This is a genomic window from Escherichia sp. Lx600-2 (assembly GCF_036662595.1).
GTDB classification, from domain to species: Bacteria; Pseudomonadota; Gammaproteobacteria; order Enterobacterales; family Enterobacteriaceae; genus Escherichia; species Escherichia coli.
In genome coordinates this window covers 1-13,081 of record NZ_JAYQWM010000090.1, presented here as the reverse complement: position 1 = coordinate 13,081, position 13,081 = coordinate 1, and the positions used below count along the sequence as shown (strand labels likewise).

The window sequence follows — 13,081 nt, the reverse complement described above, 5'->3', positions numbered from 1 at the left end:
ATGCTCGCTGATTTTAAGCACCGAGACCATCCGGTCTTTTACCAAATAATGAAAAAGAATCCCTCCCTGGAAGATAATCGTAAAAAACAACAGAATAAGAATTAATCTTAGGATAAATATTTATTTATCATGGCCTTTTGAACTCTGAAAAGTAGCGCTCTGCAAAGTAAACCCCGCTATAGTTATGCTATGCATTTGTCTTTAATGATATCTCGTCATTGTATTAACAGGCTGAAATTATCATTAATGCACATTTCAATATTAGCAGGGATACCTGAGGAGTTTAAAGTGAACATATATATCGGGTGGCTTTTCAAATTAATCCCTTTAATTATGGGCTTGATTTGTATCGCGTTAGGTGGCTTTGTGCTGGAAAGTTCAGGGCAAAGCGAGTATTTCGTCGCGGGTCATGTGCTGATTTCTCTGGCAGCCATATGCCTGGCATTATTCACTACCGCATTTATTATCATTTCGCAGCTCACGCGCGGCGTTAATACGTTTTACAATACATTGTTCCCCATTATTGGCTATGCGGGGTCAATTATCACCATGATATGGGGTTGGACACTGTTAGCAGGTAATGATGTGATGGCAGACGAGTTTGTCGCCGGCCATGTTATTTTCGGCGTTGGTATGATTGCCGCCTGTGTATCGACAGTGGCAGCGTCATCCGGTCACTTTCTGCTCATTCCTAAAAACGCAGCGGGGAGCAAGAGCGACGGAACTCCGGTGCAGGCTTATTCTTCATTAATCGGTAATTGCCTCATTGCCGTTCCCGTGTTACTCACCCTGCTCGGTTTCATTTGGTCTATTACGCTGTTACGTAGTGCCGACATAACTCCGCATTATGTCGCCGGTCACGTATTGCTCGGGTTAACCGCAATCTGTGCCTGTCTAATTGGCCTAGTTGCCACAATCGTCCATCAAACACGTAATACGTTTTCAACGAAAGAGCACTGGCTGTGGTGTTATTGGGTTATTTTTCTCGGCTCAATCACGGTGCTGCAGGGCATATACGTCTTAGTCAGCTCCGATGCAAGCGCCCGACTGGCTCCCGGCATTATTCTCATTTGCCTCGGAATGATCTGTTACAGCATATTCTCAAAAGTCTGGCTACTGGCACTGGTCTGGAGACGTACCTGTTCGTTAGCCAACAGAATACCGATGATTCCCGTCTTCACCTGCCTGTTTTGCCTTTTCCTGGCATCGTTTCTTGCGGAAATGGCGCAGACCGATATGGGATATTTTATTCCTTCGCGGGTTCTGGTCGGTTTGGGAGCGGTATGCTTTACGTTGTTCTCAATCGTTTCAATATTAGAAGCGGGTTCTGCTAAAAAATAATTGCAACGTACCGGATAAAACCAGCGTTGACCATTTGCGTAACGCTGGTTTTTCTTAGGTAGAATGAAATAACGCAGCATTAATGCATAGTGGTTAAGTATAAAAAACAGCAAAGTTACTGTTTTTTTTCAACCTGTTCATATTTTATAAAGATCAGCCCACTGGGTGAGTTTTCAATCACCTTTCCCTCCACCTTATATTAAGCATGGGGGGTTCAGTTCACGGGCTCATTAGAAAATAATCACAAGATAGCCACTATCAAAATTAGCTCATTTTTAATGCGACTCTAATAATTTTCATCTTTAGGAAAAAGCTCAGGACGACTTCGCTGCAATCAAATCCTGCGCACAAGCCCATGCACTCGACCACGCCCACTGGAAGTTATAGCCCCCCAGCCAGCCGGTGACGTCCATCACTTCGCCGATGAAGTACAGCCCAGGCACTTTGCGCGCTTCCATCGTCCGTGAAGAGAGTTCGTTGGTGTCCACGCCGCCGAGCGTCACTTCGGCAGTGCGATAGCCTTCAGTGCCGTTGGGTTGTACGCGCCAGTCGGTCAATGTGCTAATCAGTGCCTGTTGGTCACGCACGTTGAGCTGTTTTAGCGAAACATCCGGGATTTGCCCGAGTTGCTGTAAGCGTTCAACCAACCGCTTCGGTAGATGAACCGCCAGTGTGTTTTTCAGGCTCTGATTCGGATGTGCGTTACGCTGCTCATTCAGGAAGGTTTCGAGATCCACATCCGGTAGCAGATTGATGCTGACAAATTCCCCCGGTTGCCAGTAGCTGGAAATCTGCAACACCGCCGGTCCAGATAAGCCGCGGTGGGTGAAGAGTAAGTTCTCACGGAAAACGGTGCCGTTTTCAGCGGTAATCACGGAAGGCACCGCCACGCCTGCCAGCACCTGTAACTCTTCGAGCAACGGTTTATGCAGAGTGAATGGCACCAGACCCGCGCGGGTCGGCAGCACGTTGAGGCCAAATTGTTCGGCAATCTTATAACCAAACGGCGATGCGCCCAGCCCCGGCATTGACAGCCCACCGGTCGCGATGACCAGCTTTTCGCAACCGACAGTCATGCCGTTCAGTTCAAGCGTGAAGCCTGTATCATCCTTCTCCACGCTCAGCACTTCGCTACGCAATCTGAAGGTCACATTGCCCTTCTCGCACTCATCCACCAGCATGTCGACAATCTGCTGAGCGGAGTCATCGCAGAAGAGTTGCCCTAACGTTTTCTCGTGCCAGGCGATGCCGTGTTTATTGACCAGATCAATGAAATCCCACTGGGTAAAACGCGCGAGTGCAGACTTACAAAAATGCGGATTCTGGCTCAGATAAGCGCCCGGTTCGACATAAAGGTTGGTAAAGTTGCAGCGCCCACCGCCAGACATAAGGATTTTGCGCCCTGGTTTTTTACCATTATCGATCAGCAGAACCCGGCGTCCTGCCTGACCTGCCAGCGCAGAACAGAACATACCCGCCGCACCAGCGCCTATAATAATGGCATCAAACCTTTCCACGTTGCGCTCCTCTTAGAAAAAACGGGCGTGAATTGTAAAGATTCCTCAGTGGTCGCACCAGCATCAATATTACTAAAAGGAAGTATTTGCCTGAATTATATAAGATAATTATTTTTTGAGTGAAATCCATACAGGAGGCAAATCAAAAAAAGTCTATATTTCACTTTGCCCGCGCCGCGAAAGTCACTGATAATGCGCCGCGTTCATGTCCTCAAAATGGCGTAACGTCCTATGCTACATTTGTTTGCTGGCCTGGATTTGCATACCGGGCTGTTATTATTGCTTGCACTGGCTTTTGTGCTGTTCTACGAAGCCATCAATGGTTTCCATGACACAGCCAACGCCGTGGCAACCGTTATCTATACCCGCGCGATGCGTTCTCAGCTCGCCGTGGTTATGGCAGCGGTGTTCAACTTTTTGGGTGTTTTGCTGGGTGGTCTGAGTGTTGCCTATGCCATTGTGCATATGCTGCCGACGGATCTGCTGCTTAATATGGGATCGTCTCATGGCCTTGCCATGGTGTTCTCTATGTTGCTGGCGGCGATTATCTGGAACCTGGGTACCTGGTACTTTGGTTTGCCTGCATCCAGCTCTCATACGCTGATTGGCGCGATCATCGGGATTGGTTTAACCAATGCGTTGATGACCGGGACGTCAGTGGTGGATGCACTCAATATCCCGAAAGTATTAAGTATTTTCGGTTCTCTGATCGTTTCCCCTATTGTCGGCCTGGTGTTTGCTGGCGGTCTGATTTTCTTGCTGCGTCGCTACTGGAGCGGCACCAAGAAACGCGCCCGTATCCACCTGACCCCAGCGGAGCGTGAAAAGAAAGACGGCAAGAAAAAGCCGCCGTTCTGGACGCGTATTGCGCTGATCCTTTCCGCTATCGGCGTGGCGTTTTCGCACGGCGCGAACGATGGTCAGAAAGGAATTGGTCTGGTTATGTTGGTATTGATTGGTGTCGCACCAGCAGGCTTCGTGGTGAACATGAATGCCACTGGCTACGAAATCACCCGTACCCGTGATGCCATCAACAACGTCGAAGCTTACTTTGAGCAGCATCCTGCGCTGCTGAAACAAGCTACCGGTGCTGATCAGTTAGTACCGGCTCCGGAAGCTGGCGCAACGCAACCTGCGGAGTTCCACTGCCATCCGTCGAATACCATTAACGCGCTCAACCGCCTGAAAGGTATGTTGACCACCGATGTGGAAAGCTACGACAAGCTGTCGCTTGATCAACGTAGCCAGATGCGCCGCATTATGCTGTGCGTTTCTGACACTATCGACAAAGTGGTGAAGATGCCTGGTGTGAGTGCTGACGATCAGCGCCTGTTGAAGAAACTGAAGTCCGACATGCTTAGCACCATCGAGTATGCGCCGGTGTGGATCATCATGGCGGTCGCGCTGGCGTTAGGTATCGGTACGATGATTGGCTGGCGTCGTGTGGCAACGACTATCGGTGAAAAAATCGGTAAGAAAGGCATGACCTACGCTCAGGGGATGTCTGCCCAGATGACTGCGGCAGTGTCTATCGGCCTGGCGAGTTATACCGGGATGCCGGTTTCCACTACTCACGTACTCTCCTCTTCTGTCGCGGGGACGATGGTGGTAGATGGTGGCGGCTTACAGCGTAAAACCGTGACCAGCATTCTGATGGCCTGGGTGTTTACCCTTCCGGCTGCGGTACTGCTTTCCGGCGGGCTTTACTGGCTCTCCTTGCAGTTCCTGTAATCGTACGCACCAAAACGAGCGGGTCAGTTTACTGGCCCGCTTTTTTTATGCGTTATTATTGCTGAAGTGCTTAATGCCAAATCATCAAGGCAATCAGGCTGACCACCACCAGACCACACAATGCGCTGGTCAGAATAAACTGCCGACGCACCCGCTCACAGCGGCGAATAAACTCATCATCGTGATGATCGCGATAACGTTGGGCATAGATATACCAAACGAGACGCACCTGTTTGTTGGGTTGGCCATGTGAGGTAAAAAAGCCCCCTCCATCAACATATTGATAGAGCAATGGATCGCAGTTACGCAGTACCACTAACAACGCGCGTAGTGATGAGAAATAGCGCGCCATGTTAACAATGCAAACGACACATAAAGCCCAAAATAATGCGACGGTGCTTATCATACCTCCTCCCCGGCGACCTGCCCGCGGAGTTCCACCCCGGGGCTACCGCTCCCGATACGCTGCCAATCAGTTAACACCAGGTCCTGGAGAAACCGCTTTTGTGGTGACCAACATCCGAGCGGCTCTATAGATAGTGTAGGAGATCAGGTTGTTTTTTTTCCAGAAGGTTAACCACTATCAATATATTCATGTCGAAAATTTGTTTATCTAACGGGTAAGCAAGGCGGATTGACGGATCATCCGGGTCGCTATAAGGTAAGGATGGTCTTAACACTGAATCTTTACGGCTGGGTTAGCCCCGCGCACGTAGTTCGCAGGACGCGGGTGACGTAACGGCACAAGAAACGCTAGCTGGCCAGTCATCGACAACTTTATGGAAGGAGTAACACTATGGCTTATAAACACATTCTCATCGCGGTCGATCTCTCCCCGGAAAGCAAAGTTCTGGTAGAGAAAGCAGTCTCTATGGCTCGCCCATACAATGCGAAAGTTTCTCTGATCCACGTAGATGTAAACTACTCTGACCTATATACCGGGCTTATTGATGTGAATCTTGGTGATATGCAGAAACGCATCTCTGAAGAGACACATCATGCGCTGACCGAGCTTTCCACTAATGCAGGCTACCCAATCACTGAAACCCTGAGCGGCAGCGGCGACCTGGGCCAGGTTCTGGTCGATGCAATCAAGAAATACGATATGGATCTAGTGGTTTGTGGTCACCACCAGGACTTCTGGAGCAAACTGATGTCTTCCGCACGTCAGCTGATCAACACCGTTCACGTTGATATGCTGATTGTTCCGCTGCGCGACGAAGAAGAATAATCTTCCCTCCACGACGTGTTCCTGAACGCCCGCATATGCGGGCGTTTTGCTTTTTGGCGCGCCTTGTTACCTGATTAGCGTAAACGCCTTATCTGGCCTACGGTCTGCGTTCGCAATCAAAATCCCCAGCCAATACAATATTTAACACCATCATATTTTCCATCATTAGTGTGATCAGCTGGTTATTTTCTGTTGTAATAGTGTATTAATCTATTCACCGCATCAATATTAAGAATCTCTGACAGATGTAAACTTTTTCGCGCGTTATCCCTTACGCGTTCATACTTTTCAGGATGGTATTGGAAGGTTAATAAATATGAATACAACAACACCCATGGGGATGCTGCAGCAACCTCGCCCATTTTTCATGATCTTTTTTGTCGAGTTATGGGAGCGATTCGGCTACTACGGCGTGCAGGGCGTACTGGCGGTTTTCTTCGTTAAACAGCTTGGATTCTCGCAAGAGCAGGCTTTTGTCACTTTTGGTGCTTTTGCTGCGCTGGTCTATGGCCTCATTTCCATTGGCGGCTATGTCGGCGACCACCTGCTGGGGACCAAACGCACCATCGTTCTTGGAGCACTTGTGCTGGCGATTGGCTACTTCATGACCGGCATGTCGCTACTTAAGCCTGACCTGATTTTCATCGCCCTGGGGACTATCGCTGTCGGTAACGGCCTGTTTAAAGCTAACCCAGCCAGCTTGCTTTCGAAGTGCTATCCGCCGAAAGATCCGCGGCTTGATGGCGCATTCACCCTGTTCTATATGTCGATCAACATCGGCTCGTTGATAGCGTTATCGCTGGCCCCTGTGATCGCTGATAAATTCGGCTATTCAGTCACCTACAACCTGTGCGGTGCGGGGTTAATTATCGCATTACTGGTTTACATCGCCTGTCGTGGAATGGTGAAAGACATTGGTTCTGAACCCGACTTCCGGCCGATGAGCTTCAGCAAACTGTTGTACGTGTTACTTGGCAGCGTGGTGATGATCTTCGTCTGTGCATGGCTGATGCACAACGTAGAAGTCGCCAATCTGGTGCTGATTGTTCTCTCCATCGTCGTCACCATCATCTTCTTTCGTCAGGCATTCAAGCTGGATAAAACCGGGCGCAATAAAATGTTTGTCGCCTTTGTCCTGATGCTCGAAGCGGTGGTGTTTTACATTCTCTACGCCCAGATGCCAACGTCGCTGAACTTCTTTGCCATCAACAACGTGCATCATGAAATTCTCGGCTTTTCCATCAACCCGGTCAGCTTCCAGGCGCTTAACCCGTTCTGGGTGGTACTCGCCAGCCCAATACTGGCAGGCATTTACACGCATCTGGGTAACAAAGGCAAAGACCTCTCGATGCCGATGAAATTTACTCTCGGCATGTTTATGTGCTCACTGGGCTTTTTGACGGCGGCAGCTGCGGGAATGTGGTTTGCGGATGCACAAGGACTGACATCGCCGTGGTTTATCGTGCTGGTTTACTTGTTCCAGAGCCTGGGTGAACTGTTTATTAGCGCCCTTGGCCTGGCGATGATTGCTGCCCTGGTGCCGCAGCATTTGATGGGCTTTATTCTCGGGATGTGGTTCCTGACGCAGGCTGCCGCGTTCTTGCTGGGCGGCTATGTGGCAACATTTACCGCAGTACCAGACAACATTACCGATCCGCTTGAGACGTTGCCTGTCTATACCAACGTGTTTGGTAAGATTGGTCTGGTCACACTGGGCGTTGCAGTAGTGATGCTGTTGATGGTGCCGTGGCTGAAACGCATGATTGCGACGCCGGAAAGCCATTAATTATTCTTGCAGAAAGCAGGGTAGCGTTATCGCTACCCTGCTTTACTTTTATACTGGCGTTCCGGCATAAATATCAAACCTATGCCCTTTAGTGACTACCGCGTTTGGCGTGGCGACATTCGCCAGCGGTGGCGCGTAGTCCGGGCGCTTTACCACCACGCGTTTGGTCGCCAGCAAGCGTGCAGGCTCCAGTAATCCATCGGCATCAAGATCCGGTCCCACCAGCGACTGAAAGACGCGCATCTCTTTTTTCACCAGCGCGCTTTTCTGCTTATGCGGGAACATCGGGTCGAGATAGACCACCTGCGGGCGCGGGGTAATATCGGTCAGCGCCGTCAGGCTGGAGGCGTGAATTAACTGCAAACGCTCCTGCAACCAGCCGCCGATTTCCGCATCCGCATATCCACGCGCCAGGCCGTCGTCGAGTAGCGCGGCAACGACTGGATTACGCTCCAGCATCCGCACGCGGCAGCCGACCGAAGCCAGCACAAAGGCATCGCGCCCCAGCCCTGCGGTAGCGTCCACCACATCCGGCAAATAATCGCCTTTAATGCCCACCGCTTTCGCCACCGCCTCACCACGACCACCGCCGAATTTGCGACGATGCGCCATCGCTCCGCCAACAAAATCAACAAAGATGCCGCCAAGTTTTGGCTCATCACGCTTGCGCAATTCCAGATGTTCCGGCGTTAATACCAGCGCCATCAGGTTGTCTTCATCATGTTCCAGCCCCCAGCGAGCCGCCAGAACAGATAAGGCACCGTCTCCGGTGCCTGTTTCATCAATTAAGCAGATTTTCACTGAATGATCAGCCCTTAATGCCGTAATGCTCCAGCATCGCATCCAGCTGCGGTTCACGCCCACGGAAGCGTTTGAACAGATCCATCGGCTCTTCTGAACCGCCACGGCTCAGAATGTTGTCGAGGAACGACTGTCCGGTTTCACGGTTGAAAATGCCCTCTTCCTCAAAGCGCGAGAAGGCATCTGCCGCCAGCACGTCGGCCCACAGGTAGCTGTAGTAACCTGCGGCATAACCACCGGCGAAAATATGGCTGAAAGCGTGCGGGAAACGGCCCCAGGATGGAGACGGTACTACGGCAACCAGTTTCTTGATTTCTGCCAGAGTTTCGAGGATTTTCGCTCCCTGATCCGGGCGGAACTCGGCATGGAGGCGGAAATCGAACAGGCCGAACTCCAGCTGGCGCAGAATAAACAGCGCCGCCTGGTAGTTCTTCGCCGCCAGCATTTTATCCAGCAACTCTTTCGGCAGCGGTTCGCCGGTTTCGTAGTGACCGGAGATAAACTCCAGCGCCTCAGGCTCCCAGCACCAGTTTTCCATAAACTGACTCGGCAGTTCGACCGCATCCCACGGCACCCCGCTGATACCAGATACACCGGCAGTTTCGATGCGGGTCAGCATATGGTGCAGACCATGACCGAACTCGTGGAACAGGGTGATCACTTCGTCATGGGTAAACAGCGCCGGTTTACCATTCACCGGGCGGTTGAAGTTACAGGTCAGATACGCGACCGGTTTTTGCAGCGAACCGTCGGCTTTACGCATCTGGCCTACGCAGTCATCCATCCACGCCCCGCCGCGCTTGTTTTCACGGGCATACAGGTCGAGGTAGAAGCTACCGCGCAGTTCGTTGTTCTCGTCATACAGTTCGAAGAAACGTACATCCGGATGCCAGACATCAACATCTTTACGCTCTTTAGCGGTGATGCCGTAAATACGTTTCACCACTTCAAACAGGCCGTTAACCGCTTTGTTTTCCGGGAAGTACGGACGCAGCTGTTCGTCACTGATGCTGTAAAGGTGCTGTTTTTGTTTTTCGCTGTAGTATGCGATATCCCACGGTTGCAACTCATCCACGCCAAATTCGGCTTTGGCGAAGGCACGCAGTTGCGCCAGCTCTTTTTCGCCCTGCGGACGCGCGCGTTTTGCCAGATCGGTTAAGAAATCAAGCACCTGCTGCGGGTTTTCCGCCATTTTGGTAGCCAGTGATTTAAACGCGTAGTTTTCAAAGCCCAGCAGTTGCGCCAGTTCGTGACGCAGCGCGAGGATCTCTTCCATCACCTTGCTGTTATCCCATTTACCGGCGTTTGGACCTTGATCTGAAGCGCGGGTGCTGTAAGCGCGATACATCTCTTCGCGCAGAGCCTGGTTGTCGCAGTAGGTCATTACCGGCAGGTAGCTTGGGATATCCAGCGTCAGCAGGTAGCCTTCAAGTTCTTTCGCTTCAGCCTGGGCTTTTGCCGCAGCCAGCGCGCTTTCTGGCATCCCCGCCAGTTCCGCTTCGTCGGTAACGAGTTTGGTCCAGCCCATTGTCGCATCGAGGACGTTGTTGCTGTACTGGTTGCCCAGCTCGGAAAGACGAGTGGCAATCTCACCGTAGCGTTGTTGTTTCTCTTTTGGCAGACCGATGCCAGAGAGTTCGAAGTCGCGCAGTGCGTTATCAACCGCTTTTTTCTGCGCCGTGTTCAGCGTGGCGTAATGATCGCCATCGCGCAGGTCGCGATACGCTTTATACAGCCCTTCATGTTGCCCTACCCAGGTGCTGTATTCCGACAGCAGCGGCAGGGTTTGCTCGTACGCTTCACGCAGTTCCGGGCTATTTTTCACCGAGTTCAGGTGGCTGACCGGGGAGAAGATACGCCCCAGCACATCGTCCACTTCCGCCAACGGCTGGCAGAGATTTTCCCAGGTGTACGGTGCTCCTTGCGCTACTACGCGCTCCACATTTTCGCGGCAGTCGTTCAGCGCCTTAGTCACGGCTGGAACGACATGTTCCGGGAGAATTTTAGAAAACGGAGGCAATTCAAAGGGAGTCAGTAACGGATTCGTCATTAGCGCAGTCCTGGTTAAAGAGGTTAAGGAAGCGCTCAACAGGCGCTTTACATAATGTGTGTAGCATGGGGTTAAGTGTAGTGAATTTCAATGAGAAACGTTACGCTTTCGCGGCGGCGGCCTCTTTTCGGTATACTGTCCTGATAGGCTTTTGTGCGCCCCGAATACGGGCCGATTTTTACTTACCGGAACACCTTTACCCATGCTCAGTTATCGCCACAGCTTTCACGCTGGCAACCACGCCGACGTCCTTAAACATACCGTTCAGAGCCTGATCATTGAGTCGCTGAAAGAGAAAGATAAACCGTTTCTCTATCTCGACACCCACGCAGGGGCCGGGCGTTATCAGTTAGGCAGCGAACATGCCGAGCGTACCGGCGAATATCTCGAAGGTATCGCCCGTATCTGGCAGCAGGACGATTTGCCTGCGGAGCTGGAGGCGTATATCAATGTGGTAAAACACTTTAACCGTAGCGGTCAGTTGCGTTACTACCCCGGTTCACCGTTGATTGCCCGCCAGCTACTGCGCGAACAGGACAGCCTGCAACTGACCGAACTGCACCCGAGCGATTACCCGTTGCTGCGTTCTGAATTTCAGAAAGACAGCCGTGCGCGCGTTGAAAAAGCCGACGGTTTCCAGCAGCTTAAGGCCAAACTGCCGCCGGTTTCCCGCCGTGGTTTAATCCTTATCGACCCGCCGTATGAAATGAAAACCGACTATCAAGCGGTGGTCAGCGGGATAGCAGAAGGTTACAAACGTTTCGCCACTGGTACATACGCACTGTGGTATCCGGTGGTGCTGCGTCAGCAAATTAAGCGCATGATCCACGATCTGGAAGCGACCGATATTCGCAAAATTCTGCAAATTGAACTGGCGGTACTGCCAGACAGCGATCGCCGTGGCATGACCGCTTCCGGCATGATTGTGATTAACCCGCCGTGGAAGCTGGAACAGCAGATGAATAACGTGCTGCCGTGGCTGCACAGCAAACTGGTTCCGGCAGGCACCGGGCACGCCACCGTAAGCTGGATCGTGCCGGAGTAATTGCAGCCATCGCTGGCACCTATTACGTCTCGCGCTACAATCGCGGTAATCAACGATAAGGACACTCTGTCATGACTAAACACTATGATTACATCGCCATCGGCGGCGGCAGCGGCGGTATCGCCTCCATCAACCGCGCGGCTATGTACGGCCAGAAATGCGCGCTGATTGAAGCCAAAGAGCTGGGCGGCACCTGCGTGAACGTCGGCTGCGTACCGAAGAAAGTGATGTGGCACGCGGCGCAAATCCGTGAAGCGATCCATATGTACGGCCCGGATTATGGTTTTGATACCACTATCAATAAATTCAACTGGGAAACGTTGATCGCCAGCCGTACCGCCTATATCGACCGTATTCATACTTCTTATGAAAACGTGCTCGGTAAAAATAACGTTGATGTAATCAAAGGCTTTGCCCGCTTCGTTGATGCCAAAACGCTGGAAGTAAACGGCGAAACCATCACGGCCGCTCATATCCTGATCGCCACCGGCGGTCGTCCGAGCCACCCGGATATTCCGGGCGTGGAATACGGTATTGATTCTGATGGTTTCTTTGCCCTTCCTGCTTTGCCAGAGCGTGTGGCGGTTGTTGGCGCGGGTTACATCGCCGTGGAACTGGCAGGCGTGATTAACGGCCTCGGCGCGAAAACGCATCTGTTTGTGCGTAAACATGCGCCGCTGCGCAGCTTCGACCCGATGATCTCTGAAACGCTGGTCGAAGTGATGAACGCCGAAGGCCCGCAGTTGCACACCAACGCCATCCCGAAAGCGGTAGTGAAAAATGCCGATGGTAGCCTGACGCTGGAGCTGGAAGATGGTCGCAGTGAAACGGTGGATTGCCTGATTTGGGCGATTGGTCGCGAGCCTGCCAATGACAACATCAACCTCGAAGCCGCTGGCGTTAAAACCAACGAAAAAGGCTATATCGTCGTCGATAAATATCAAAACACCAACATTGAAGGTATTTACGCGGTGGGCGATAACACGGGTGCAGTAGAACTGACACCGGTGGCAGTTGCAGCGGGTCGCCGCCTCTCTGAGCGCCTGTTTAATAACAAGCCGGATGAGCATCTGGATTACAGCAACATTCCGACCGTGGTCTTCAGCCATCCGCCGATTGGTACTGTTGGTTTAACGGAACCGCAGGCGCGCGAGCAGTACGGCGACGATCAGGTGAAAGTGTATAAATCCTCTTTCACCGCGATGTATACCGCCGTCACCACTCACCGCCAGCCGTGCCGCATGAAGCTGGTGTGCGTTGGACCGGAAGAGAAGATTGTCGGTATTCACGGCATTGGTTTTGGTATGGACGAAATGTTGCAGGGCTTCGCGGTGGCACTGAAGATGGGGGCGACCAAAAAAGACTTCGACAATACCGTCGCCATTCACCCGACGGCGGCAGAAGAGTTCGTTACCATGAGAGGTTAGTGTAGAAAAACCATACCTACACCTTTGCAAATCTGGAAAACTGGCCGTAACAAGCCAGTTTTTTCTTTATAAGAATGGGTAATGACTCCAACTTATTGATAGTGTTTTATGTTCAGATAATGCCCGATGACTTTGTCATGCAGCTCCACCGA

Annotated in this window: 13 protein-coding genes; 6 read left to right on the top strand and 7 right to left on the bottom strand. The window is 51.7% G+C overall.

Translation table 11 applies throughout. The features are described from left to right. Positions 1-288 precede the first annotated feature (288 nt). Positions 289-1,341: a DUF2776 domain-containing protein gene (locus OQV04_RS20675; RefSeq protein WP_001461685.1), complete on the top strand. Its 1,053-nt coding sequence runs from the start codon at positions 289-291 to the stop codon at positions 1,339-1,341. 314 nt (positions 1,342-1,655) lie between these two features. Here the strand turns inward: OQV04_RS20675 and OQV04_RS20670 are convergent, their stop codons facing one another. Continuing rightward, a complete protein-coding gene (locus OQV04_RS20670) occupies positions 1,656-2,858 on the bottom strand; it encodes an NAD(P)/FAD-dependent oxidoreductase (protein ID WP_000439188.1) in 1,203 nt (400 codons plus the stop codon). Between the two features lie 231 nt (positions 2,859-3,089). Between OQV04_RS20670 and pitA the strand changes: the two genes are divergently transcribed. Beyond that, positions 3,090-4,589, top strand: coding sequence for an inorganic phosphate transporter PitA (gene pitA, locus OQV04_RS20665; RefSeq protein ID WP_000902780.1), 1,500 nt, complete (start codon positions 3,090-3,092; stop codon positions 4,587-4,589). A gap of 70 nt (positions 4,590-4,659) precedes the next feature. On the opposite strand, the gene uspB is transcribed toward pitA, so the two are convergent. Next, positions 4,660-4,995: a universal stress protein UspB gene (gene uspB, locus OQV04_RS20660; RefSeq protein ID WP_000626187.1), complete on the bottom strand. Its 336-nt coding sequence runs from the start codon at positions 4,993-4,995 to the stop codon at positions 4,660-4,662. A gap of 390 nt (positions 4,996-5,385) precedes the next feature. Here uspB and uspA point away from each other — a divergent pair, with 390 nt between their 5' ends. Continuing rightward, a complete protein-coding gene (gene uspA, locus OQV04_RS20655; protein ID WP_000323571.1) occupies positions 5,386-5,820 on the top strand; it encodes a universal stress protein UspA in 435 nt (144 codons plus the stop codon). A 66-nt stretch (positions 5,821-5,886) separates the two neighbouring features. On the opposite strand, the gene OQV04_RS20650 is transcribed toward uspA, so the two are convergent. Further along, entirely contained in the window at positions 5,887-5,940 is a 54-nt protein-coding gene (locus tag OQV04_RS20650) for a hypothetical protein (protein WP_223375011.1), read from the bottom strand. Continuing rightward, the gene (locus tag OQV04_RS20645; protein ID WP_212734132.1) at positions 5,918-5,971 is read right to left on the bottom strand and encodes a hypothetical protein; all 54 of its coding nucleotides are present in this window, start codon (positions 5,969-5,971) and stop codon (positions 5,918-5,920) included. Before OQV04_RS20645 ends, OQV04_RS20650 begins: the two co-directional genes overlap by 23 nt. A 165-nt stretch (positions 5,972-6,136) precedes the next feature. On the opposite strand from OQV04_RS20645, the gene dtpB reads away from it, so the two are divergent. Continuing rightward, the gene (dtpB, locus tag OQV04_RS20640) at positions 6,137-7,606 is read left to right on the top strand and encodes a dipeptide/tripeptide permease DtpB (protein ID WP_001098636.1); all 1,470 of its coding nucleotides are present in this window, start codon (positions 6,137-6,139) and stop codon (positions 7,604-7,606) included. Between the two features lie 48 nt (positions 7,607-7,654). Here the strand turns inward: dtpB and rsmJ are convergent, their stop codons facing one another. Further along, the gene (gene rsmJ, locus OQV04_RS20635; RefSeq protein ID WP_000686620.1) at positions 7,655-8,407 is read right to left on the bottom strand and encodes a 16S rRNA (guanine(1516)-N(2))-methyltransferase RsmJ; all 753 of its coding nucleotides are present in this window, start codon (positions 8,405-8,407) and stop codon (positions 7,655-7,657) included. 7 nt (positions 8,408-8,414) lie between these two features. Beyond that, positions 8,415-10,457 (bottom strand): oligopeptidase A, encoded by a 2,043-nt coding sequence (prlC, locus tag OQV04_RS20630; protein WP_032281768.1) that lies wholly within the window; start codon positions 10,455-10,457, stop codon positions 8,415-8,417. 202 nt (positions 10,458-10,659) lie between these two features. Between prlC and rlmJ the strand changes: the two genes are divergently transcribed. Both rlmJ and gorA read left to right on the top strand, forming a co-directional pair. Beyond that, positions 10,660-11,502, top strand: a complete 843-nt coding sequence (gene rlmJ, locus OQV04_RS20625; RefSeq protein WP_001368340.1) for a 23S rRNA (adenine(2030)-N(6))-methyltransferase — start codon at positions 10,660-10,662, stop codon at positions 11,500-11,502. A gap of 71 nt (positions 11,503-11,573) precedes the next feature. Then, complete coding sequence (gorA, locus tag OQV04_RS20620; RefSeq protein ID WP_032281769.1) at positions 11,574-12,929, top strand: glutathione-disulfide reductase; 1,356 nt, start codon at positions 11,574-11,576, stop codon at positions 12,927-12,929. A gap of 92 nt (positions 12,930-13,021) precedes the next feature. Here the strand turns inward: gorA and OQV04_RS25225 are convergent. Then, on the bottom strand, positions 13,022-13,081 hold a 60-nt coding region (locus OQV04_RS25225), incomplete at its 5' end, for an IS1 family transposase (protein WP_071528444.1).